The organism is Streptomyces sp. NPDC036813, assembly GCF_055609245.1.
On the sequence record NZ_JBVJPV010000006.1, the window covers coordinates 100455 to 122106 of the forward strand.

Annotated in this window: 20 protein-coding genes and 1 pseudogene; 8 read left to right on the forward strand and 13 right to left on the reverse strand. The window is 71.6% G+C overall.

The window, feature by feature from the left end; all coding sequences use genetic code 11:
• Positions 1-237: 237 nt before the first annotated feature.
• Positions 238-1746, forward strand: a complete 1509-nt coding sequence (locus tag ACZ67Q_RS14875) for a helix-turn-helix domain-containing protein (protein ID WP_471181312.1) — start codon at positions 238-240, stop codon at positions 1744-1746.
• 436 nt (positions 1747-2182) lie between these two features.
• Here ACZ67Q_RS14875 and ACZ67Q_RS14880 read toward each other — a convergent pair whose 3' ends face one another.
• The 3 genes from ACZ67Q_RS14880 to ACZ67Q_RS14890 all read right to left on the reverse strand — a co-directional run bounded on the left by ACZ67Q_RS14880 (position 2183) and on the right by ACZ67Q_RS14890 (position 3919).
• Positions 2183-2386, reverse strand: coding sequence for a cold-shock protein (locus tag ACZ67Q_RS14880; protein WP_361623846.1), 204 nt, complete (start codon positions 2384-2386; stop codon positions 2183-2185).
• A 325-nt stretch (positions 2387-2711) separates the two neighbouring features.
• The gene (locus ACZ67Q_RS14885) at positions 2712-3380 is read right to left on the reverse strand and encodes an HAD family hydrolase (RefSeq protein ID WP_471181316.1); all 669 of its coding nucleotides are present in this window, start codon (positions 3378-3380) and stop codon (positions 2712-2714) included.
• On the reverse strand, positions 3377-3919 hold the full coding sequence (locus ACZ67Q_RS14890) for a GNAT family N-acetyltransferase (protein WP_471181318.1): 543 nt from the start codon (positions 3917-3919) through the stop codon (positions 3377-3379). The genes ACZ67Q_RS14885 and ACZ67Q_RS14890 overlap by 4 nt, the downstream gene beginning before the upstream one ends.
• A 75-nt stretch (positions 3920-3994) precedes the next feature.
• Here ACZ67Q_RS14890 and ACZ67Q_RS14895 point away from each other — a divergent pair, with 75 nt between their 5' ends.
• Positions 3995-4573: a TetR/AcrR family transcriptional regulator gene (locus ACZ67Q_RS14895; protein ID WP_471181321.1), complete on the forward strand. Its 579-nt coding sequence runs from the start codon at positions 3995-3997 to the stop codon at positions 4571-4573.
• Between the two features lie 123 nt (positions 4574-4696).
• Positions 4697-5398, forward strand: a complete 702-nt coding sequence (locus ACZ67Q_RS14900; RefSeq protein WP_471181936.1) for a hypothetical protein — start codon at positions 4697-4699, stop codon at positions 5396-5398.
• A 205-nt stretch (positions 5399-5603) separates the two neighbouring features.
• Here the strand turns inward: ACZ67Q_RS14900 and ACZ67Q_RS14905 are convergent, their stop codons facing one another.
• The gene (locus tag ACZ67Q_RS14905; protein ID WP_471181323.1) at positions 5604-6194 is read right to left on the reverse strand and encodes a GNAT family N-acetyltransferase; all 591 of its coding nucleotides are present in this window, start codon (positions 6192-6194) and stop codon (positions 5604-5606) included.
• A gap of 126 nt (positions 6195-6320) precedes the next feature.
• On the opposite strand from ACZ67Q_RS14905, the gene ACZ67Q_RS14910 reads away from it, so the two are divergent.
• Positions 6321-6494 (forward strand): hypothetical protein, encoded by a 174-nt coding sequence (locus ACZ67Q_RS14910; protein ID WP_471181326.1) that lies wholly within the window; start codon positions 6321-6323, stop codon positions 6492-6494.
• 93 nt (positions 6495-6587) lie between these two features.
• Here the strand turns inward: ACZ67Q_RS14910 and katG are convergent, their stop codons facing one another.
• Positions 6588-8780, reverse strand: coding sequence for a catalase/peroxidase HPI (gene katG / locus ACZ67Q_RS14915; RefSeq protein WP_471181329.1), 2193 nt, complete (start codon positions 8778-8780; stop codon positions 6588-6590).
• A gap of 332 nt (positions 8781-9112) precedes the next feature.
• Here katG and ACZ67Q_RS14920 point away from each other — a divergent pair.
• The 3 genes and pseudogenes from ACZ67Q_RS14920 to ACZ67Q_RS14930 all read left to right on the forward strand — a co-directional run bounded on the left by ACZ67Q_RS14920 (position 9113) and on the right by ACZ67Q_RS14930 (position 11423).
• Positions 9113-9896, forward strand: a pseudogene (locus ACZ67Q_RS14920) (SDR family NAD(P)-dependent oxidoreductase).
• Between the two features lie 10 nt (positions 9897-9906).
• Positions 9907-10176: a hypothetical protein gene (locus ACZ67Q_RS14925; protein WP_471181332.1), complete on the forward strand. Its 270-nt coding sequence runs from the start codon at positions 9907-9909 to the stop codon at positions 10174-10176.
• Entirely contained in the window at positions 10167-11423 is a 1257-nt protein-coding gene (locus tag ACZ67Q_RS14930; protein ID WP_471181335.1) for an MFS transporter, read from the forward strand. Before ACZ67Q_RS14925 ends, ACZ67Q_RS14930 begins: the two co-directional genes overlap by 10 nt.
• A gap of 109 nt (positions 11424-11532) precedes the next feature.
• Here the strand turns inward: ACZ67Q_RS14930 and ACZ67Q_RS14935 are convergent, their stop codons facing one another.
• Positions 11533-12363, reverse strand: coding sequence for a dienelactone hydrolase family protein (locus ACZ67Q_RS14935; RefSeq protein WP_471181337.1), 831 nt, complete (start codon positions 12361-12363; stop codon positions 11533-11535).
• A gap of 121 nt (positions 12364-12484) precedes the next feature.
• On the opposite strand from ACZ67Q_RS14935, the gene ACZ67Q_RS14940 reads away from it, so the two are divergent.
• Positions 12485-13537, forward strand: a complete 1053-nt coding sequence (locus ACZ67Q_RS14940; protein ID WP_471181340.1) for a GlxA family transcriptional regulator — start codon at positions 12485-12487, stop codon at positions 13535-13537.
• A 49-nt stretch (positions 13538-13586) separates the two neighbouring features.
• On the opposite strand, the gene ACZ67Q_RS14945 is transcribed toward ACZ67Q_RS14940, so the two are convergent.
• The 7 genes from ACZ67Q_RS14945 to ACZ67Q_RS14975 all read right to left on the reverse strand — a co-directional run bounded on the left by ACZ67Q_RS14945 (position 13587) and on the right by ACZ67Q_RS14975 (position 21635).
• Complete coding sequence (locus tag ACZ67Q_RS14945; RefSeq protein ID WP_471181342.1) at positions 13587-14471, reverse strand: TauD/TfdA dioxygenase family protein; 885 nt, start codon at positions 14469-14471, stop codon at positions 13587-13589.
• Positions 14472-14520: 49 nt separating this feature from the next.
• Positions 14521-15354, reverse strand: coding sequence for an ABC transporter ATP-binding protein (locus tag ACZ67Q_RS14950; protein WP_471181345.1), 834 nt, complete (start codon positions 15352-15354; stop codon positions 14521-14523).
• Positions 15341-16390, reverse strand: a complete 1050-nt coding sequence (locus ACZ67Q_RS14955; RefSeq protein ID WP_471181348.1) for a taurine ABC transporter substrate-binding protein — start codon at positions 16388-16390, stop codon at positions 15341-15343. The genes ACZ67Q_RS14950 and ACZ67Q_RS14955 overlap by 14 nt, the downstream gene beginning before the upstream one ends.
• Positions 16391-16479: 89 nt before the next feature.
• Positions 16480-17358 carry an ABC transporter permease gene (locus ACZ67Q_RS14960; RefSeq protein ID WP_471181351.1) on the reverse strand — a complete coding sequence of 293 codons (879 nt, stop codon included), beginning with the start codon at positions 17356-17358 and terminating at the stop codon, positions 16480-16482.
• 322 nt (positions 17359-17680) lie between these two features.
• A complete protein-coding gene (locus ACZ67Q_RS14965; protein ID WP_471181353.1) occupies positions 17681-18544 on the reverse strand; it encodes a DMT family transporter in 864 nt (287 codons plus the stop codon).
• A gap of 346 nt (positions 18545-18890) precedes the next feature.
• Positions 18891-19553 (reverse strand): histidine phosphatase family protein, encoded by a 663-nt coding sequence (locus ACZ67Q_RS14970; RefSeq protein WP_471181356.1) that lies wholly within the window; start codon positions 19551-19553, stop codon positions 18891-18893.
• Positions 19554-19670: 117 nt separating this feature from the next.
• The gene (locus ACZ67Q_RS14975) at positions 19671-21635 is read right to left on the reverse strand and encodes an oxidoreductase (RefSeq protein WP_471181359.1); all 1965 of its coding nucleotides are present in this window, start codon (positions 21633-21635) and stop codon (positions 19671-19673) included.
• Between the last annotated feature and the right edge of the window lie 17 nt (positions 21636-21652).

A 21652-nucleotide genomic window follows, 5' to 3' on the forward strand; every position in this document is an offset into this window, starting at 1 on the left:
GAATGAGTGCGGTGCATTTCATCGGTGCGGTGCATGCGTGCAGTGCATGGGTGTGGTGCGTACGTGCGGTGCATGCGTGCGGTGCACGTGTGTCGGACCTCGCCCGAGGGCCGGTCGGTCTCTCCAGCGCCGGTCGGTGCGACACCAAGAGCATCGGCCGTGGCCGGGAGCCGGCGCAACGGTTGACGGCCCTTTGACGAGGGTGGAACCATCCCAGCCCGGTTGACGTGCAGGTATATGAGTGCCTGGGATGCGGGATCGCGGGCGGACGACGGGGGAACGGTGTCAGCTCGGGACGATGTCGAGGAGTTCACGGCTCTGCTGCGCCGGCTGAAGGACCGCACAGGGCGCAGCTACGACTCCTTGGCCCGCCGCGTCCACATGAACACCTCCACGCTGCACCGCTACTGCGCCGGCGAGGCCGTACCGCAGGACTTCGCGCCCCTGGAACGCCTCGCGGTCTTCTGCGAGGCGACCGCGCAGGAGCGCCTCGAACTGCACCGGCTGTGGTTGTCGGCGGTCGCGGCCCGGCAGCGGAGAAGTACGGCAAGTACGGCCGGTTCCGCGCAGGCGCAGGCAACTTCCGCGCCGACACCGCCCGCGGCACCGGCACCGGCACCGGCCTCAACTGCCGAAGTCAACGCGGACGGAGCACTCGCCGAGGGCGGCAGCTCCCCACGGCAGCCCGAGGACCAGCCCGGAACGGACCAGCCCGGCACGGACGGTCCCGGCCCGGATCACCCCTGCTCGGGCCATCCCGACCCAGGCCCTCCCGACCCGGACGAGCCCACCCCCTCCCCCGCTCCCCGCACCTGGTACCGGCGGCGGCGCGTCCTGGCATCCGCCGCCGTCATCTGCGCGCTCCTCGCCACGGTGGGAAGCCTGTCCGCTGTGTCGCACGACCGCGCCTCCCAGGCGGACGCCTCCCCCTCCCCGCTCCCCCGGACCACCGCCCCCACCCCGCCCCACCACTCGGCGAACGCCCCGGCCACCACCTCCCCCTCCCTCTCGCCCACCCCTTCGCACAGCTCCCCCTCGCCGGGCCCTGGGCGCACGTCGCCCGACCCGTCCGGCACCGGCCGCAACCACCCCACCGCGGCTGCGAAGCCGCCCACCGGACTGCCCGTCACCTACAGCGCCGACTCACAGGTCTGGGACATGGGCTGTGGCCACGACTACGTCATCGGCAAGCCGCCCGCGCAGGTTCCCCCGCCGCCGGTGCAGCAGGACGCCGGGGCGTGGGCGGCGTCGCTGGGCGCGGTGCACGGGCGCCAGACGATGGTGCAGGTCTCCGTGCAGGGCCGGTCGTCCACGGCCGTGGTCTTGGAGGCGTTGCGCGTCCGCATCGTCAGCCGGGGCAACCCGGCCGCGGGGAGCGCGTACGCCATGGACCAGGGCTGCGGTGGCGAGCTCACGCCCCGCCGCTTCACCGTGGATCTCGACGCCGACCGCCCCATCGCCCGGCCCAAGGACGGGGCCGACAGTGAACACAGCCTGCCGGCCGTGCACTTCCCCTACCGCGTCTCCGCCGAAGACCCCGAAGTACTGCTGGTCGACGCGACCACACTGAGCCACGACACCCGTTGGTACCTCGAACTCGACTGGTCGTGTCAGGGCCGCACCGGCACGATCCGCATCGATGACCACGGCCGCCCGTTCCGCACAGCCGGCATCAGCCACATGCGCCGCTACTGGTACGGCACGACGGACACGGGCGGACGTGCCTGGGTCCCCTACAGCAGCTAGAACCACCGCCTCCCTCCACCGCCGACTTCCCTGCACACGGCGGACGGCGACCGGCAGGGAACCGGCGTCCGGACCCCTCAGCGGCCGGGCTCCGGACGTCGGTGTTCCGCCCCGGGGCGGTGGGTGTCCAGCACGGTGCGCATGAGGCGGTGGGCGCGAACCGCGGCGCGCTCATCGCGGAGGAGTTGGATCTCCTGGTTGGCGGCCAGGGGCCGCCCATGAGACCTGGGGATCGCCGACGGCGTTGACGGCGGGGACGGTGGCGATGGTGACTCGCCGCCCTGGAGCGGTGGTGGAGATGTTGCGTCGTTGCGGCGTCCTGAGAACTCGACGGCCGGCCTGGCGACTTGCGCGACCGCCTGCACGCCCGTTCACCCGTGAGAACGCGACTGCCCCGGAGCATGTGCTCCGGGGCAGTTCGATCCATGCTGCGCGATCAGACGGCGGTGATGTTCTCCGCCTGCGGGCCCTTCTGGCCCTGCGTGATGTCGAACGTCACGGCCTGACCCTCGACGAGCTCACGGAAACCGGAAGAGTTGATGTTGGAGTAGTGCGCGAAGACGTCCGGACCGCCGCCGTCCTGGGCGATGAAGCCGAAGCCCTTTTCGGAGTTGAACCACTTCACGGTTCCGCTGGCCATGCCAATACCTCTCAGTCGATGTCGGGCCGCACCGCGCGGCCCGGAGGTGGTCGTCCTGGTCCGGTACTGCACAGCAAAACGCCCACGCCAAAGCGCGGGCAGGAACTGCGAACCACGACAGCTGAGAGTGAAACTACACGGTGAAACTCCTCATCACCATAGAGCAACGACTTCAAGCCTCCACTCGAGCGTACAGGCCACCGCTCGAGGCCGGTGAGCTCGGCTTGTCGGGGGACCTGCCGGAACGGCTCGGCGCGGTGATCACGCCCGCCCCACGAAGAACCTCCCCGAAGAACCTCGCCATGACGCCCGGCCGCGGGCAGGGTCAGACTGCGGCATTCGTGTGAGAGGCCGACACGAAGGCAAGGACGTGGGGAACCGCCTCACGCAGACTCACGAAGTGGCGGTGCACGCCCTCCACGGCGACGTCGGCGTTCACCCCCCACACCGTCATCCCGGCGCGCAGCCCGGACCGCACCCCGGACGGGGCGTCCTCGATCACCAGGCAGTCTTCCGGCTCGGCCCCGAGCTGCTCGGCGGCCAGCAGATACGGGACGGGAGAGGGCTTGCCCTCCTCGACAGCGGCCGCGTCCACGATCACGCCCGGTACCGGCAGGCCCGTCCGCAGGAAACGGCCGCGCACCCGGTGCTCGTAGTTCGAGGTCACCAGCGCCCAGGACTCCGGTGGCAGGCCGCGCAGCAGCTCCGACGCGCCGTCAAAGGCCGCGTAGACACCCGACCGCACGTCGTCGTCCTCCAGGTCGTGCAGCACGGCCAGGCACTCATGCGGATCACGGTCCGCAGCCACCTGGGCGAACGTCTCCATCGGCCTCGTCCGCAGGGCCACCTGGTAGACCTCGTCCGGATCAAGCCCGTACCGCTCCGCCCAGGTGCCCCAGACCCGGCGCTGGTTGCTCACCGCGTCGATCAACGTTCCGTCGACGTCGAACAGGACGCACTTCGCGCGGGCCGGCCGTGCCGTCTCACCGATCATTCGCCGATCATGCCAGGCGGCGTGCGTTCGGTGGCGTGCAGGTCGAGGGTCCAGTTCTGGCCGACGAGGTCGTGGCCGAAACTGTGGTGGTGTTCCTCGTCGGCGAGGGTGAAACCGAAGCTCTGGTAGATCCTGCGCGCCGCCACCAGCACGTCGTTGGTCCACAGCGTCACCTGTTCGTAGCCCGCGTCACGGGCGAACGCCAGGCACTCCCCGACCAGACGCGTCCCGAGACGCAGCCCCCTGCCTTGTGGGGTGACGAGCAGGATCCGCAGCTTGGCCACCTTCGGCTGGTCGCCGGCGACCAGGAAGACGCAGCCCACGCGCCGGCCGTCGACCTCGGCGATCCAGCCCGCCTCGCGGGCCGGGTCGTGCTTGGCTGCGTAGTCGGCGACGATCTTGGCCACCAGGGCCTCGAAGTCGGTGTTCCAGCCGAACTGCTCGGCGTAGACCTCGCCGTGGGCCATCACCACCCATCCCAGGTCGCCGGGGCGGTCGGCTCGACGCACGACGACATGTCTCTGATCCTGCTGCGACATGAGCTGCCCTCCCGGCCTCCGTGATCGCCGTCTCCACGGACTGAAACAGTTGTTTCAGTTAGCTAGGCTAGCCCCGTGCCCAAGGAAACGCCAGCCCCCTCCGCCCGGCAGCGCGAGCTGCTGGAGGCGGCGTACCAGTACGCCCTCGCCCACGGCCTGACCGACCTGTCGCTGCGCCCACTGGCCGAGGCCATCGGCTCCAGCCCGCGGGTCCTGCTCTTCCTCTTCGGCAGCAAGGACGGCCTGGTGCGGGCGCTGCTCGCGCGTGCCCGCGACGACGAACTGGCGCTCCTGGCCCGGGTCAGGCAGCCCGAACACCCCGCCGGCCTGGCCCCGGCCGTCGAACGGGTCTGGACGTGGCTCGCCGCGAAGGAGCACCGGCCCCTGCTGCGGCTGTGGGCCGAGGCGTACGCACGCTCCCTCGTCCAGCCCGACGGGGCATGGGCGGGGTTCGCCCGTGCCACGGTGGAGGACTGGCTCGGCGTCCTGGCCGACTGCCAGCCACCGTCCGAACGGGACGGCGAGGACGGTGCCGTCCGCCGCACCCTGGCCCTGGCCGTGCTGCGCGGCGCCCTGCTCGATCTCCTGGCGACGAACGACGAGCAACGGCTCACCGAGGCCGTCGAGCACCAACTCGCCCTGCTGCGGGACTGAAGCGCACGCCGGCCGTAATTCCCCTGACTCGGGGACGGGTTCGTGGGGTGGCTGTCCCAGGGCTGAAGGAAATTGTTCGACGGGCCGGGCCGGGACAGACCATTATGCGCACTCGTGAGGACGATGACGCAGTACGTGATCCAGGCCGCTGCCCGCAACAACGCCGAGTGGTGCGCGTCCATGAGCCGGTCCCACGGCTTGGCGGGCGAGTTCGGAGCGCAGGCCTGGGTTGTCCCGACCCGGCCACCGCTGTACTACCCCGACGCGGTGACGCTGGTGCCGGGGGCCGACGCCGCCGCGCTGGTGGACCGGATCGACACCGCCACTGCCGGCGCCTGCGTCAAGGACAGCTTCGCCGACCTCGACCTGGCGGGGGCCGGCTTCCGCGTCCTGTTCGACGCGCAGTGGATCCACCGCCCGGCGAGCGCGCCGGCCGTGTCACCGGATGTCGCCTGGGAGGTGGTCGGCGACCGGGACACGTTGCGGGCCTGGGCCCTTGCCTGGGACGACGGGGGCGGCAACGCGGACCTCTTCCGGCCCGAACTGCTCGATGACCCGGCTACGTCCGTCCTTGTCGAGCGCTCCGCCGACGGCCTGGTGGCCGCCGGGGCGGTGGCCGGCCACAACGAGCATGTGGTGGGAATCTCCAACGTCTTCGCGTCGGAGGGCGGCGCCGACCGGGCGTGGCCCGGCGTGCTGGACGCAGTGCACCGGTTGTTCCCGGACCTGCCCGTGGTGGGCTACGAGCACGGGGCGGATCTGGAGGCCGCTGTCCGCCACGGTTTCGAGGCGGTCGGTCCCTTGCGGGTCTGGCTGCAGGGGTAGCCCCCATCGTCAGCCTGCAGCACCCGAACGTGAGCCGGCACGCTGCGGGAACACCCGGGACTGCTTGATGCTGCCGCGCAGCAGGGGCAGTACGCGGCCATGCGTCCCGGTCCGGCCAGCAAGATCGCCGTCGGGGGTGACATCTTGACGCATCAGGAAGGGGGGCGGATGCGGCGATGTCCCTTGAATGGCCCTGCATGGGAGGTCAGGGCTGGTCTGCGGGCCGCCGTAGGGGGCGGGGTGGGGTGGTCGGCGGCACGGGCGAGGTCCGTACGCCGAACCACTGCTCGGCGCCGTACTCCTCGAACCGCTGCACCTCGGTGAAGCCGAGCTTCGCCGCGAGGCGCATCGCTGGGGCGTTGGCGGTCTGGGTGCAGAGCACCACTCGTTCGCCGGGGAGTACGTCGGCGAACCAGCCGAGTGCGGCCGCGCACGCCTCGGCGGCGTACCCCCGTCCCCACGCCCGCGGCAGCAGCATGTAGCCGAGCTCGGCCTCCCCCGCCTCCGGCCGGACGTGACCCGGACGCTCAGCGTCGCGCCGCTCGAGTGTGACCATGCCGATCATCGCTCCGTCGAGATCGATCACGAAAAGGCCGGGTCGCCGCCCGGGCACCTCGGGCACCGCGCGCTCGAGCTCATCACGCGGTCGGGGACCACCCAGGTAGGTACCCACCTCGGGCGACGCGAACAGCTCGATGAACGCCGCACGGTCACGTGCCTCGGATACGCGGAGCAGGAGCCGTTCGGTCCGTATCGGGGCGGGTGGCGGCCAGGTGACAGGTCCGAGTCCGGTCATGGCGGGCAACCTATCGCACGCCCGTGAGAGTCGTCCGGCAGCGAACGCCCCGGCGACTCGGGTGGAGCCGGTTTCCGCACGGTCGTCAAGGGCAGGCGGATGAGGGAAGCCCAGGAAGGGACCGACATGAGTACCGGAGAACGAGCCAAGGCCAAGGCCGAGCAGGTGCTCGGGAAGGCCGTGCGGAAGGTGGCCCACGCGGCCGGTAACAGGACCACCGAGGCCAAGGGCGCTGCGCTCGAGGCCCGTGGCAAGGCCCGCTCCGCCAAGGAGAGGGGCAAGGGCGCCTTCGGGCACTGACGACGCCCGTCCGAGGGCCCCGTCCCCTGCGGGCGGGGCCCTTGCCAGGACCCGGAGCCGGTCGGCCGATGGCGGCCGACCGGGGTGTCGGGCTCAGGCGAGGTCGAACCGGTCGAGGTTCATCACCTTGTTCCACGCGGCCACGAAGTCGCGCACGAACTTCTCTCCCGCGTCCTGGGACGCGTAGACCTCCGACACGGCTCGGAGCTGGGCGTGCGCGCCGAAGACGAGGTCGACCGCGGTGGCGGTCCACTTGACCTCGCCCGTGACGCGGTCCCGGCCTTCGAAGACGTTCTCGTCGGTGGCCGATGCCTTCCACTCCGTGCCCATGTCGAGCAGGTTGAGGAAGAAGTCGTTGGTCAAGGCCTCGGGCCGGTGGGTGAACACTCCATGCCGGGAGCCCTTGAAGCCGGTGTCGAGGGCCCGCATGCCGCCGATCAGCACCGTCATCTCGGGAGCGGTCAGCGTCAGCAGGTTGGCCCGGTCCAGCATGAGGGTCTCCGGCGAGAGCTTCTCGCCCGCCGGAAGGTAGTTGCGGAACGCATCCGCCTTGGGCTCCAGCACGGCGAACGACTCCGTGTCCGTCTGCTCCTGCGAGGCGTCCGTACGCCCCGGTGCGAACGGGACCGTGACGTCGTACCCGGCGTTCCTCGCGGCCTGCTCGACGGCCGCGCACCCGCCGAGGACGATGAGGTCCGCGAGGGAGATGCGCGTCCCGCCGGTCTGGGAGCCGTTGAAGTCCTGCTGGATCCGCTCGAGGGCGCGCACTGTCTCGGTCACCTCGGGGAGGGCGTTGAGCTCCCAGTCCTTCTGCGGCGCGAGCCGGATCCGTGCCCCGTTCGCCCCGCCACGCTTGTCGGTGCCGCGGAAGCTCGCGGCCGACGCCCAGGCGGTGGTGACCAACTGGGGGACGGACAGGCCCGAGGCGAGGATCCTGCTCTTGAGGTCGGCGACGTCCTCGTCCCCGACCAGCTCGTGGTCGACGTCGGGCACGGGGTCCTGCCACAGCTGCGGCTCGGGAATCCACGGGCCGAGGTAACGCGACAGGGGCCCCATGTCGCGGTGCAGCAGCTTGTACCAGGCCTTCGCGAACGCCATCGCGAGGTCGTCCGGGTTCTCGTGGAACCTCTTCGTGATCGGTCCGTAGATCGGGTCGACCCGCAGCGCGATGTCCGTCGTCAGCATCATGGGGGCGTGCCGCTTCGACGGATCATGGGCGTCGGGCACGGTGTTCCTGGCCGCGGGATCAGTGGGGGTCCACTGGTGGGCGCCGGCGGGGCTGCTCGTCAGTTCCCACTCGTACCCGTACAGGTTGTCCAGGTATCCGTTGTCCCACCGGGTCGGCTCGTTGGTCCACGCGCCTTCCAGGCCACTGGTGAGCGCGTCGGGGCCCTTGCCGCTGCCGTAGGTGTTCCGCCAGCCGAGACCCTGCTGCTCGAGGGGGGCGGCCTCGGGTTCCGGGCCGATGTAGCTGGGGTCGACCGCGCCATGGCACTTGCCGAAAGTGTGGCCGCCGACGATAAGGGCGACGGTCTCCTCGTCATTCATCGCCATACGGCCGAAGGTCTCGCGGATGTCCCGGGCGGCGGCCATCGGATCGGGGTTGCCGTTGGGCCCCTCCGGATTGACGTAGATCAGTCCCATCTGCACGGCGGCAAAAGGACCGGTGAGTTCCCTGTCGCCGCTGTAGCGCTCGTCTCCGAGCCAGGCGTCCTCGGGTCCCCAGAAGATTTCCTCGGGTTCCCAGATGTCCTGCCGTCCGAAGCCGAACCCGAACGTCTTGAACCCCATGGATTCCATGGCGCAGTTCCCGGCGAACACCAGAAGATCGGCCCAGGAGATTTTCCGGCCGTACTTCTGCTTGACCGGCCAGAGCAGCCGGCGTGCCTTGTCGAGGCTCGCGTTGTCCGGCCAGCTGTTGAGGGGGGCGAAGCGCTGTGCGCCGCTGCCGCCCCCGCCGCGGCCGTCGGCGATGCGGTACGTTCCGGCGGCGTGCCAGCTCATCCGGATGAAGAGCGGTCCGTAGTGACCGTAGTCGGCGGGCCACCAGTCCTGGGATGTCGTCATCACCTCGAAGACGTCCCGCTTCAGCGCGTCGACGTCGAGGGTCGCGAACTCCTTCGCGTAGTCGAAGTCCTCGTCCATCGGATTGGAGCGGGGCGAGTGCTGGTGGAGAACCTGGAGGTCCAGCTGATTCGGCCACCAGTCCCGATTCGTCCTGGGCCGCCGAGTCGGCGTGGGCGTCGGGGAAGGGATTGCGGGGTTCTCGCTTTCGCTGCCGGACATGCCCGTCCTTCTTCCTGTCTCGGTGTTCCTTCTGCTGGCTGCTGCTCTTGACGTCGTTCGCTTTTCACCGGTGTGAGCGGGTCGGCTCAGCCACTCGGCGCGCCATGGCGTCCACCGGTTCGAAAATGTGGTGTGCCGCGTCCGTATGGTCGCGCACCACAGACCACACCGCTATGGAACACGCAGAGCACACCCCCATCAAAGACCTGAGAGAAAGGGGCGGCATTTACTGCTTCCGCGCCGGCTTGCGGGGCCGAGCCGAATGCACGGGAGCCGGCCCCGGCGCCTGTGTCACCGCTCCGGCGCCGCCGCTCGGCGGCGGTGGCTCGGGTATCGGTGAGGCCACGGCCCGGTTGCTGCGCGAGCAAGGCCACCACGTGGTCGTCTCCGGGCGCCGGCCCGAACCGCTGCACCGGCTCGCGCGGGAGACGGGGGCGCTGGCGTTCCCGTCCGACGTCGGGGAGCCCGACGCGGCCGAGGGGATCGTCCAGGCGGCCGTCACCACGTACGGACGGCTCGACGGGGTCGTGCTGAACGCGGGCATCGGACGCGGCGGAGCGGTCGGGGACCTGACACTGCAGGACTGGGACGAGGTGATGCGCACCAACGTCACCGGGCCCCTCCTGCTGCTGCGCGCGGCCCTTCCGCGGCTGCTGGAGTCCCATGGGGCGGTGGTCGCCGTCGCCTCGGTCTCCGCGCTGCGCAACGGCACCAGCAACGCTCCCTACGCCACCTCCAAGGCGGCGCTGCTCCAGTTGTGCCGCTCGGTCGCCGTCGACTACGGGCGCCGCGGAGTGCGTGCCAATGTCGTGTGCCCGGGTTGGGTGCGCACGGAGATGGCCGACCGGCGGATGGCGCGCTTCGCCGAGGAGGCGGCCCTGCCGGGTGGTGTCGACGAAGGCTACCGGGAGGCGACCGTTCCTGCCGATGGGACGGCCGGGCGAGCCGCGCGAGGTCGCGCAGGCGATCGACTGGCTGCTCTCCCCCGCGGCTTCCTACGTCAACGGCGCGGCCCTCACCGTCGACGGCGGCACGACAGCCCTCGACCCGGGGACGATGGGTTTCGACCACCACATCGCCCCCCGCGCCTCCGACCCCTCCGGCACCGCTCTGTGAGCCCGCGGGCGTGCACGACATCTCCGCTGCCTCAGCTCCCGCGCCTTCAGGCCCGGTCATGAGCCGTGGCCGGGCGCCCCGGCCGGCCGCCTCGGTGCAGCGCACCCATGCGGGGCTCAGCCAGAAGGTCGCCGCGATGCGCGCGGGAGGCCGGGGCCAGACGGCCGTGGGCGATGACGCCCGTACCGAGAAGGTGACGCTCACCGACAATGCCCGCCGTGTCGTCGGTCGGCCGGCGGCGATCGCCGCGAAGCCGGCCGAGGATCGCGCATGGGCCTGAGACGCACGCTGATCGACGTGGCTCCGTTGCGGTCGTCCCCTCCGTTCCGGCGGCTGTGGATCGGCCAGGCCCTGTCCAGTCTCGGCAGCCAGATGACGCTCGTGGCCGTCATGTTCCAGGTCTGGCAGATGACGAAGAGCCCCACGTGGACGGGCGCCGTCGGGCTGGCGCAGGCGGTGCCGCTCGTCGCGCTCGGACTGTTCGCCGGCTCGCTCGTCGACCGAGTGGACCGCCGGACGTTCTACCTGCTCACGACCAGCGGACAAGCCGCGTGTTCGCTCCTGCTCGCCCTCCAGGGCTTCCTCGGGCACGTTCCCCCCGCCGGCGTGCTCGGGCTCGTCGCACTCCAGTCGTGTTTCGTCGCGGGAGGTGGCCCGGCCTCGCGCACCTTTATTCCGGAACTCCTGCCCAAGCACCAGCTGGCCGCCGGGCTGGCCTTGAGAGGCATCGCCTTCCAGGGCGCCATGCTGCTCGGTCCCGCGCTCGGTGGTGTGATCGTCGGCGGACTGGGAGTCGGCGCCTGCTGTCTGGTCGATGCCGTGACGTTCCTCGCCGCGCTCTACGGGGCCTTCGGCTTGCCGGCGATGAAGCCGGGGGACGCGCCTGCACGGCCGGGTCTGCGGGGCGTGCTGGACGGCCTGGCCTTCCTGGTCCGCACCCCCGTCATCCGCGGGGCCCTGCTCACCGACCTCGCCGCCACCGTGTTGTCGATGCCCATCAGCGTGTTCCCCTTGATCAACGGCGAACGGTTCGACGGCGACCCACGCACCCTGGGCCTGTTCCTCACGGCGATCGCCGTCGGCGGCGTCGCCGCGTCCCTCCTCTCGGGAACCTTCACCCGTTTCCCCCGCCCCGGCCTGATCATGCTGGGCGGTTCCGCCGTCTGGGGCGTGGCCTTGACGTTGTTCGGCATGTCACCGAACCCATGGGCAGGTCTCGTCTTCCTCGTCCTGGCCGGCGCGGCCGACACCGTCTCCGTCGTCTCCCGCAGCACCGTCGTCCAGCTGCACACACCCCAGGAGCTGCTGGGCCGGGTCAGTGCGGCCGAGCAGATCGTCGGCCAGGCCGGACCCGACATCGGCAACATGCGGGCCGGCCTGGTGGCGGATGCCACCTCGGGAACAGCGGCCCTGGTCAGCGGGGGCCTGCTCTGCCTCGGCGCCGTGGCCGTGGTGGCTGCCACAACGGCGGACCTGCGTACTTCCTCCGCGCCCCCGACGGCACGCCCGGCCTCGGCCGGCCCGTGAGCCGTGACCGCCCACCTGCCCCGGGCCGGCCCGTCAGCCCTCTCGCCGATACCCGACGAACGCCTGGCCGGAGCAGCCCTGCAGCGTCTGCGGGCCGCATCCGGTGGGGTCAGGTGGTGAGCATCGGTCCGTTCGCGTGCGGGTGCAGGCGGTCGGTCAGGAAGGCGAGGATCTCGTCACGGGCCCGGATCGTGGGGTGGCCGGCCTCGTCGACGAGATGGGCGGTGACGACGCTGTGCGGGGTGCCGACCAGGTCGGCGAAGAAGGGCGGCGGGGCCGGGTTCGCGGCGCTGTCCGGCAGCACGCGCCCGTCGAAGGCGTCGCCGAGCAGTGCGCGGTAGGCGGCGAATCGCTGTCCCGTGCACCAGCGGTCGCCCGCGAAGCGGTAGGCGAGAACGGTGAGCCCGTCACGATCGAGCCGGTCGCGTATCGCGCGCGCGTCCGCGTCGTCGAGTTCGAGTCCGCCGGGGTCGTCCAGCGGCAGCGACGGGTGGTTGACGACGGGGGCGATCACCGCCGGCTCCAGGGCCATGGTGAGGGCGAAGTTGCCGGTGAAGCACAGGCCGATCGCGCCCACCCCCGGCCCACCGCACACGGCGTGAGCCTGGCGCGCCAGGCCGCGCAGCCAGAGCGTGACCGGGCTGGTGCCGCCCCCGCCGAAGGCGCGGAACTCGGCGCTGACACAGGCGCGGCGGACGACCTCCCGGCCGCCCTCGACCGTGGGGAAGGCGCCGTCCGTTCCGAACAGAGAGGGCACATGGACGGTGAAGCCCGCGTCGCGCACCCAGCGTGCGAGCCGCAGGACGTCGGGACTGATGCCGGGCATCTCGGGCAGCACCACGACCGCGGGCCCGGCCCCGGCCACGTACACCGTCTTCTCCACCCCCTCCACGGCCACGCTCCGGCGGGAGAAGTCGGTGATCGGATCGTCGTCGCTCATGGGGCCAGCATGGCCGCGGGACCGGTCACCGGGTGAGGGGCGGGATCGCCAAGGCCGGCGGTAATCTCGCCACACGCAAGGCGCCCGAGCGGAAGACGGGTGGGGACACCAGGGGGTGGCGATGACGCATGACGGTGCCGGACGGGGAGCGCTGAGAGTCGGGGTCCTGGCGTACCCGGACTGCTTCGCGTCCGAAGTGTTCGGTGTCCCCGACCTGTTGACGATGGCCGGTCATGTCGCCGGAGCGGACGCGCCCGGCTACCGGGTGTCGGTCGTCTCGCCCCGCCGCCGGGTCACCGCCTCGGGCGGCGCGAGCCTGGACGTGCGGCCCCTGCGCGAGGTCGACGTCCTGGTGGTGCCCGGCTTCGAACTGCTCCCGGACACGGACCTCGACGCGCGCCTCGCCCGGCTCGCCCCCGAGGTCGCGGAGATCCGCGCGCAGGCCGCCGCGGGCACCGCCGTCGTCTCCCTGTGCGTCGGCGCGTTCCTGCTCGCCGAGGCGGGGCTCCTCGACCGGCGCCGGGCCACCACCTCCTGGCTGCACGCAGGCGAGCTGGCCAGGCGCTGCCCGGGTGCCGACGTGCGGCCCGAGCACCTGGTCGTCACCGACACGGGAGTGACGACGACGGCCGCCTTCAGCGCCATGTACGACTTCGCGCTCGACCTGATCCGCCGGCACCATGGCGCCCGGGTGGCCCGCACCACCGCGCGGCTGGCGCTCGTCGACGACGCACGGACCTCCCAGACCCCGTACGTCGATCCGCGGCTCCTCCCGCAGCCCGGCCGGCAGTTCTCCCAGCGGGTCATGCGGCGCCTCGACCAGAACCTCGCCGAGCGGTACGACCTCGCCGCGCTGGCCCACGCCTTCCAGGTCAGCACCCGCACGCTGCTGCGCCGTTTCGCCGAGGAGACCGGGCGGAGTCCGCTGGCCCATCTGCAGGCCTCCCGGGTCCGCCGCGCCCGCCATCTTCTGGAGACCACCGACCGCACCGTCGCCGCGGTGGCCGCGGCCGTCGGTTACCAGGATCCGGGCACCTTCGCCGCCCTCTTCGCCCGCCACACCGGCCACCGTCCGAGCGCCTACCGGGCCGCCTTCGGCCGCACGGGCAGGGGGTCCGGCCGGAACGGCGCCGCCGGGACCTCTTGCCGGTCGTCGGAGCGCAGTCCCGCTTGAGCGCATGCCCTTTGGCGACAGGCCGCGGCCGGGTCTCCCGCACGGGCCGTCAGCGGTGCGCGGCTATCGGTCCGACGGGTGTGTCGCCGCGCAGGGTGATGCGGTGCATGACCCGGTGCTGGTCGCCGTAGTCCCGGTTGGCGTAGTGGGCCGTGCTGCGGTTGTCCCACAGGGCGACGTCACCCGGCTGCCAGCGGTGCCGTACGACGTGTTCGGGCTTGGTGAGGTGGGCGTAGAGGATGTCGAGGAGACCCCGGCTCTCGTGCTCCGAGACCCCCACGATGTGCGAGGTGAAGCCCGGGTTCACGAACAGGCCCTTGCGGCCGCTCTCGGGGTGGACGCGCACCACCGGGTGCTCCACCGGCGTCAGCTGGGTGAACGTCTCGCCCTCCCACAGGTTGCCGCGGCCGCCTCGGCGCTGGGCCAGGTAGTACCCGAACTCGCGGGTGCCGTCGTGGACGGCGGTCAGCGTGTCGACGAAGTCCCGCAGGCCCGGAGACAGCGACTGGTACGCCAGCTGGCTGTCGGCCCAGTTGGTGTCGCCGCCGTTGGGCGGCAGCACCACCGCTCGCAGGACGGAGATCGCGGGGGGACGCCGTACGAACGTCACGTCCGTGTGCCACACGTCGGCGAACCCGTTGTCCTGGCTGTCCAGCGAGTACACCTCGGGGGCCACGTCACCGGAGTCGTGGATCGGATGCCCGACGGTGACCTCGCCCAGCCTTCTGCCCAACTCGATCTGCGCGGCGTCCTGAAGGTCGTGCTGGCCGCGTACGAAGAGCACCTTGTACGCCACCAGGGCTTCGCGCAGTGCGAGGACTTCGTCGTCGTCGAGGCGGGCGAGGTCGATGCCGTGGATCTCGGCGCCGAAGTGCGGGCCGAGTTCGGTGATCGGCAGCCGGGTCGCGGCGGGCCGTTCGCTGAGGATGCTCATCTGTGTGTCCTTCCTGGGCACGGGACGTGGGCTGTTCGAGTACGGAGGCTCAGCCGGCGGCGGCCTTGACGACGTGGGACACCTGGGCGCGCAGCTCGGCGAACTCGGCGGAGTCCCGCAACGCTTCGGCGTCGACGTCACCGCGAGGCAGGGAGATCGGGAGGTCCAGGGCCACGGTGCCCGGGCTCCGGGTCAGCACGATGATGCGGGAACCCAGGAACACCGCCTCGTCAGCGGAGTGCGTCACGAACACCGTGGTCCGGCCGGTCCGTTCGCTCATCCGGCGGACGTCCTCCTGGAGCCGTTCCCGGGTCAGCGCGTCGAGCGCCGCGAAGGGTTCGTCGAGCAGCAGGAGCGGGTTCTCGGCGGCGAGGGCCCGGGCGATGGCGACGCGTTGCTGCTGGCCGCCGGAGATCTCCCAGACGCGACGCCTCTCGGTGCCCTCCAGCCCGACGCGGGCCAGCAACTCGGCCCGTCGTGCCGCTCGTTGGGTCCGTTCCACGCCCGCGTACCGCAGCGCCAGATCGATGTTGCCCCGTACGGTCCGCCAGGGGAACAGCCGCGGCGTCTGGAAGACGACACCGGCCGCCGCGCCCGGCCGGGGTTCGGCACCGGAGACACGGACCGAGCCGCCCGTGGGCTGCTCGAATCCGGCGATGAGCCGCAGCAGTGTGCTCTTGCCGCAGCCGGAGGCACCGACCAGCACCAGGAACTCCCCGGCAGGGACGGTCAGATCGACGGGCCCCACGGCGGTGACCGCCTCGCCGCCCCGGCCGTACCGGTGGACGACCTGGTCCAGGCGGATGCTTCCGGCCTGCCCGGCGTCCGGCTCGGGCCGGGCCGCGGGCGTGGGCGCCGTGCGGGTGGCTTCACTTGAGGACATCGGGCAGCCCCTTGAGATAGAACGCCTTGCGGACGACGTCCGCGGACGGTGCGGTGTCGATCTGCCTCTGGTCGGCGAGGAAGTGCGCGGTGTCGGTGACGTAGGTGAGCAGCTTGCCGGGCCGGCCGTCGGTGCCCAGCCAGTCGGCGGAGGCCACCTGCTCCGGGGTGAGGAACACCCCCTGCCTGAGCTGGGCCCTGGCGTCCGCCGCGCTGATGCCGAGTTCGGCGGCGACCGCCGCGACCGAGCCGTCGGGGTCGGACGTGAGCAGGCGCAGGGCCTGGGCCTGCGCCTTGCGCCAGGCGTCGATCGCCTGCGCGTCCCGGGCGATGAGATCGTCCGACACGACGGCCAGGTCCAGCGTGGGCTTGCTGGCTCCGATCTCCTTGCTGCTGGTGAGCTGGGTGCCGGTGCGGCGCAGTTCGTCCAGGGTGGGCAGCCACACGTAGGCCGCGTCGATGTCGCCCCGCTGCCAGGCGGCGAGGATGGCCTGCGGCTGGAGGTCGACGAGCTTGACGTCGGAGGTCTTCAGTCCGACCGCGTCCAGGGCCGCCAGCAGGCTGTAGTGGGAGGTGGAGGCGAAGGGGGTGGCGACGGTCTTTCCCTTGAGCCCGGCGACGTCGCGGATGCCGGTGCTTCTACGGGCGACGAGGGCCTCGTTCTCCCCCGCGACGTCCAGAACCCACGCGACCTTGTACGGGATCGGTGAGCTGCCCGACACGCCGCGGGCGAACGGGCTGGAGCCCAGCGCTGCGATGTCGAGGGAGCGGCCGAGGAAGGCCTGGTTCACGGCGGCCCCCGAGTCGAACTTGATCCAGGTGATGCTGTGGTCGGGGAGCGCCTTCTCCAGCAGCTTTCTGTTCTTCACGAGCAAGTCGCCGCTGGGGAAGGCGAAGTAGCCGATGCGCAGCCGCTTGGAGCCGCCGGACGTCGCCGCCTCGTCGGCAGCGGAGCATCCGGTGACAGCGGCGGTGACCGCGGCGAAGGCGCCCGCCAACAGGAGGCGGCGGGAGGGGTTTTCGGGCACACGGGACATGGCGAAGCCGTTCTGTGCGGGGTTCGGTGTACGGATGGGGTGCGTGGGGCGGCCCGCGTGGTCCGGGCGGGCGCTCCACGGCCGGGGCTCTACGCGCGGCCGCGCCATGGCACGACGGTGCGCTCCAGTCGCAGCAGCAGGCCGTCGATGATCAGGCCGGAGAGCCCGATGGCGATGATGCCGACCAGCACGACCGGCGTGTTGTTGTAGTTGGCGGCGTCTTTGACCATGCCGCCGATGCCGGGCAGCCCGTTGACCAACTCGGCGGCCACGAGGGAGGAGTAGGCCACGCCCACGGCGAGCCGGACGCCGGTGAGTGTCTCCGGCAGGGCGGACGGGACGACGACGTCCTTGACCACGTCCCACCGCGAGGCTCCGAGGGCACGGGCGGCCTCGATCAGACTCCTCGGCACGGCCGCGACGGCCGTGGTGGTCGACACCGCCACGGGCGGGAACGCGGCCACCGCCAGCAGCGTGATCTTCGGCTCCTCGTTGATGCCCAGCCAGATGACGAGCAGGGAGAAGTACGCCAGGGGCGGCAGCGTCCGCAGGAAGGTGATCCAGGGCTCGAACAGCGCGCGCAGCCAGCCGACGGTGCCCATGAGCAGCCCGAACAGCACTCCGACGGCGATGCCCAGGCCGGCGCCGATCGCAATGCGGCGCAGGCTGATGCCGAGGTGTTCGAGGAGGAAGGTGCCGTTGTAGCCGCGTACGCCGTCGTGCGTCGTGGACACGGTGACGAACGCGTCCCACACCTTGGCCGGCGGCGGCACCAGTGTCTCGCTCCATGTGCCGCCGGCCGCCAGCAGCTGCCACAGCCCGAGGAATACGAGCAGGGAAGCGGACGGCAGCAGGACGGGGCGCACTCGTGCCCATATGTGCCGCAGTGGGAACGGGTGCCGGTCGGACGGCGCGTCGAGCCGCGGCTCGGCGTGTTCGGGCGTGGACAGGCGGGAAGGCGTGGACATGGGCGTCTCCATGTGGCGCCGGGTGGGGTACGGCCGTCCGTCTACCGACGGCAGCAGCCGTCCCCGGCGCATGTGATGCTGAACGATGCGGACTCCGCGCCCGGGGCAGGGCGCGGCGACGACCCTCGTCCGGGTGATGTCACCGGACGGCGAAGGGTGCGGGAACAGGTCGGATCAGCAACAACACGAGCCCGCGCGTCGGCACAGGTCGATGACCAGGCGTCGCACCAGGAGCTCGGAGATCATGAGGCCCATTTGTACAGCAGGCGCGGCCGCCGACCAAGAGGCCGTCCACTTTTCGGAACAGGGATCGGCCGTCTCGTCACTCGCTGTCGCCGCCGGGGTGGCCGGGCATCACCGGGTGGCGGGCCAGGACGAAGACGCCCGCGACGACCGCCGCCAGTCCCGACGCCTGCCAGGTGAGGGCGGCGACGTCCGTGCGGAGGCGGTCGCCGAGGAAGCCGACGCCGCACAGAATGCCCGCGAGGGGTTCGGCAGCCGTCAGGGCCGGCAGGGACATGCGCAGCGGCCCCTCCTCGAAGGCGCTCTGCACCAGCATCAGACCGGTCACGGCCAGGGCGACCACCCCGTACGGCTCCCAGCGGACCAGCAGTGCGCCGACCCCGCCGTCGCCGATGATCCCGGTGGACACCCGGGTCAGGGCGTCCTGCAGGCCGTAGAGCATCCCGGCGGCGGTGGCCAGCAGCGGCGGCTCCTCGAACAGCGGCAGATGGCGGGCGAAGGCGATCAGGACCAGCGACAGGCCGACGATCAGGCCGATGACCACCCATTGGCGGAAGACGCCCGTGTCCGCCGTCCCGGCACGGGGGCGGCCCGCGAGCGTGAACGCCGCGACACCGCCACCCAGCAGGAGCACGCCCGCCCAGCCGGACACTCCGATGCGCTGGCCGCTCAGGCGGCGTGCCAGCGCGAAGGCGAACAGCAGGTTGGTCGCCAGCAGGGGTTCGACCTGGGACAGATCGCCCGCGGCGAGGGCGAGGGCGCCGAGCACCTGGCCCGCCACCATGCAGCCGATCCCGCCGAGCCAGAGACCGTTGCGTGCGAGGTCCCACAGGATCCGGAAGCGCAGGACGTCACCGGCGGGCGCTCGCTCGGCAGCGTGCTGCTGCAGCACGAAGCCGATACCGAGCAGGCAGGCCGCGGACAGGCCGAACACGTACACCATGACATCGATGGTTGCCCATTCCCGGCCCGGCGATCGCGTACGCGCGCCGACTGCGGCGTCCGGGTCGTCCCGGCGGTGCCACCGGCGGGCCCCGCGCCCCGACGGTGATCTCCAGTCGTGGTGCCACGTCGGTCGGGGCTCTGGACGATGCCTCGGCGCCGGTCACCCTTTGCGACCTCCCGCAGGTCACTCCATCGGTCGCGATCCGCATGGCGGACCGGCTCACCGCGGCCGGGCTCCCCCGACCGGCAGCCCGCCGTCGAGCGGCCGCCGGGTTCAGCGGTGAGCGGAGAGCATGGTCACGACCGTGGCCGGCGCCCTGGCCGCACCGTCGAAGGAAGTGCCTTCAGATGTGCAGCTCGGGCGGAAATCCGGTCCAGCGCAGTTCGTCGGGCAGATGGCGCATGTCGTTGGAGAGGAGGACCGACGCGGGACGACCGGGTGCGTAGCGGATCACGGTGAGTGCGGCGTTGCCGTGGTTGAGGCCGAGCCAGCGCCACTTCGGGGCATGCATGGCGTCGCGGACGAGCCAGGCGACGAGGAAGTTGTGGGTGACGACCAGTTCGTGCCGGTCCTCTTCCCCGGCCACCGGCCCGGTGAACAGCTCCAGCGCCCGGCGGGCCAGGAGTGGGCCGTGCGTGCGTTCCTCGGCGGTGGCGCCGGCTAGGAAGCCGAGGTAGAAGTCTGCTGCATCGTCGGGGAGTTCGTCTGCTTCCGGCACGTGGGGAACGTAGTCACCGGCCACGTCCGTGCGGTTGAGGGGTACGTTCGGGAGGTGCCCGGCGATGAGGCGCGCCGTCTGTTCCGCGCGCGGCAGCGGACCGTGGTGCACAGCCGTGAGGGGGATGTCCCGGAGGCGTCGGCCGAGCAGTGTGGCCTGGCGTCGGCCGGCCTCGGTCAGCGTGGTCTCGTCGGGCGATGCCTCGCCGTGCCGGACGAGATAGAGGTAACGGGTGGCCGAGGGCCCGCTCGGCGTGGTCCCGGAAGACGTTGTGGCCGTGCCGGTCATCTCGGACTCCTCTGCGCCCACTGGTGATCTTGTGCTTCCATGGACGCCGCCTCCCCGCTTGCCAGTTCCCTCCACGCACCATCCTGTTCCGTGGCCCCTGGGCCCCTCGGCGGGACGTCAGAGCTCGGCCGCCACGGTCAGCCCCTCCAGAACCGCTTCCTCCACCGTGCGAGGAGCGACGCAGTCGCCGACGGTGAAGACGCGGTCGGCCGGGACGCCGAGGGCGGCGGGGTCGAGGTCGTTGACCGGGTCGTGCCCCTGTGCGAGGACGGTGCCGGCGATGCCTTCGAGCAGCACCGGCTCCTCGGTGAGGGTGTGCTGGAGGTACACGGTGTCGGTGTCGGCGCCGTAGAGCCGCACGTTGGGCACGATGTCGACGCGTGCCCGTGCCGCCTGGGCCAGCATGGCGGTGCGTACGTACTGCTGCAGGTGCTCACCGGCCGCGAAACCCGTGACGCACAGCGTCACCTTCCTGCCCCGGCCCGCCAGTTGGAGGGCGACGCCCAGGCCGATCCAGTCGCCGCGCCAGTCCGCCACCACGATCCGTCCGCGTGGCACCTCTCCGCCGCGGATCACCGTCCACGCGTCGAGCACCACGGGGTCGTCGATCAACTCCAGCCGGGGGCGGCGGGGGCGTGCGCCGGTCGCGAGCACCACGGTGTCCGGCGACGCGGCGGCGAGGGCCGCGCCGTCCACCGAGGAGCCGACGAGGATGCGGGCCCCGGCGCGTCGGGCCTCACCCTCCAGATTGGTGACCACACCTCCGAACTCGGCGCGCCCAGGAAGCAGTTGGGCGAGGAGCGCCTGTCCGCCGACGCGTCGCCCGGCCTCGTGCAGTTCCACTTCGTGACCGCGCGCCGCGGCCACGGCCGCTGCCTTCAGGCCGGCGGGTCCGCCGCCGACGACGAGCACCTTCTTGCGCCGTCCGACGGTCGGCAGGACTCCGAAGCGGCGCTCGCGGCCGGTCTCCGGGTGCTGGATGCAGGAGATCGGGTAGCCGAGCTGGAAGTGGCCGATGCAGGCCTGGTTGCAGCCGATGCAGGCGCGGATCTCCTCGGTGCGGCCGTCCGCGGCCTTGGCCGGCAGGTCCGGATCACAGATGAGGGCCCTGGTCATCGCGCAGGCGTCCGCCTGACCGCTCGCGACGATCTGCTCGGCTTCCTGCGGCTGGTTGATCCGCCCGGCCACCATCACGGGGACACCGACGACGGCGCGCACCCTGGCGGCGAGCGGGGCGGTGTAGCCGGCGGGCTGGAACATGGGCGGCGCGATGTGCTGGGCCCCGGACAGGCTGGAGGAACTGCCCGCACACACCGAGACGTAGTCGACGAGTCCCTCGGCGTCGAGGGCGGAAACGGACTTCAGGACCAGCTCGCCGCTGAGGCCGTCGTGGTTCAGTTCGTCGCCGGAGATGCGCAGGCCGACCACAAAGCCGTCTCCTCCCGCCGTCCGGGCGCTCAGCAGTGCCTCGCGCAGGAAACGCAGCCGGCCCTGCTCGTCGCCGCCCCAACGGTCGGTGCGGACGTTGACCTCGGGGTTGAGGAACTGCGCCGGCAGGTAGCCGTGGCTGGCGACGATCTCCACTCCGTCGAGCCCGGCCCGGCGCAGCCGGTGGGCTGCCCGGCCGTAGCCGTCGAGGACTTCGCGGATCTCCGCCTCGGTCATGGCGCGCGGCATGACGTGGAAGCGTTCGCTCGGTGTGGCCGAGGGCGCCCAGGCGACCGGGGCGCTGCCGTCCGCGGACTCCAGGATCTCCCTGCCGGGGTGGAAGAGCTGGCCGAAGACCTTCGCTCCGTGCCGCTGTACCGATTGCGCGAGCCCGGCGTAGCCGGGGACACATGCGTCGTCCGTGGCCATGAGCACATGGGTCGTGTAACGCGCTGATTCGTGCACGCCCGAGACCTGGAGCACGATCAGGCCGGCACCGCCCTTCGCGCGGGCCTCGTGGTAGGCGATCAGCTCATCGGTGACCTTTCCGTCCCTGACCAGGACCGTGTCGTGGCCCGAGGACAGGATCCGGTTGCGCAGGGTCGCCCCGCCTATCCGCAAGGGGCTGAACAGGTGCGGGAACCGTACTCCCATGGAATGCCCTCCCTGTG

Coding starts and splice junctions, on each gene's coding strand:
- ACZ67Q_RS14970 (WP_471181356.1), bottom strand. CDS start 19,553: ATGACCGGCACGGCCACAACGTCTTCCGGGACCACGCCGAGCGGGCCC.
- ACZ67Q_RS14930 (WP_471181335.1), top strand. CDS start 10,167: ATGGGCCTGAGACGCACGCTGATCGACGTGGCTCCGTTGCGGTCGTCC.
- ACZ67Q_RS14950 (WP_471181345.1), bottom strand. CDS start 15,354: ATGTCCTCAAGTGAAGCCACCCGCACGGCGCCCACGCCCGCGGCCCGG.
- ACZ67Q_RS14965 (WP_471181353.1), bottom strand. CDS start 18,544: ATGGTGTACGTGTTCGGCCTGTCCGCGGCCTGCCTGCTCGGTATCGGC.
- ACZ67Q_RS14935 (WP_471181337.1), bottom strand. CDS start 12,363: ATGAGCGACGACGATCCGATCACCGACTTCTCCCGCCGGAGCGTGGCC.
- ACZ67Q_RS14885 (WP_471181316.1), bottom strand. CDS start 3,380: ATGATCGGTGAGACGGCACGGCCGGCCCGCGCGAAGTGCGTCCTGTTC.
- ACZ67Q_RS14910 (WP_471181326.1), top strand. CDS start 6,321: ATGAGTACCGGAGAACGAGCCAAGGCCAAGGCCGAGCAGGTGCTCGGG.
- katG (WP_471181329.1), bottom strand. CDS start 8,780: ATGTCCGGCAGCGAAAGCGAGAACCCCGCAATCCCTTCCCCGACGCCC.
- ACZ67Q_RS14880 (WP_361623846.1), bottom strand. CDS start 2,386: ATGGCCAGCGGAACCGTGAAGTGGTTCAACTCCGAAAAGGGCTTCGGC.
- ACZ67Q_RS14940 (WP_471181340.1), top strand. CDS start 12,485: ATGACGCATGACGGTGCCGGACGGGGAGCGCTGAGAGTCGGGGTCCTG.
- ACZ67Q_RS14975 (WP_471181359.1), bottom strand. CDS start 21,635: ATGGGAGTACGGTTCCCGCACCTGTTCAGCCCCTTGCGGATAGGCGGG.
- ACZ67Q_RS14900 (WP_471181936.1), top strand. CDS start 4,697: ATGACGCAGTACGTGATCCAGGCCGCTGCCCGCAACAACGCCGAGTGG.
- ACZ67Q_RS14955 (WP_471181348.1), bottom strand. CDS start 16,390: ATGTCCCGTGTGCCCGAAAACCCCTCCCGCCGCCTCCTGTTGGCGGGC.
- ACZ67Q_RS14905 (WP_471181323.1), bottom strand. CDS start 6,194: ATGACCGGACTCGGACCTGTCACCTGGCCGCCACCCGCCCCGATACGG.
- ACZ67Q_RS14960 (WP_471181351.1), bottom strand. CDS start 17,358: ATGTCCACGCCTTCCCGCCTGTCCACGCCCGAACACGCCGAGCCGCGG.
- ACZ67Q_RS14945 (WP_471181342.1), bottom strand. CDS start 14,471: ATGAGCATCCTCAGCGAACGGCCCGCCGCGACCCGGCTGCCGATCACC.
- ACZ67Q_RS14875 (WP_471181312.1), top strand. CDS start 238: ATGAGTGCCTGGGATGCGGGATCGCGGGCGGACGACGGGGGAACGGTG.
- ACZ67Q_RS14890 (WP_471181318.1), bottom strand. CDS start 3,919: ATGTCGCAGCAGGATCAGAGACATGTCGTCGTGCGTCGAGCCGACCGC.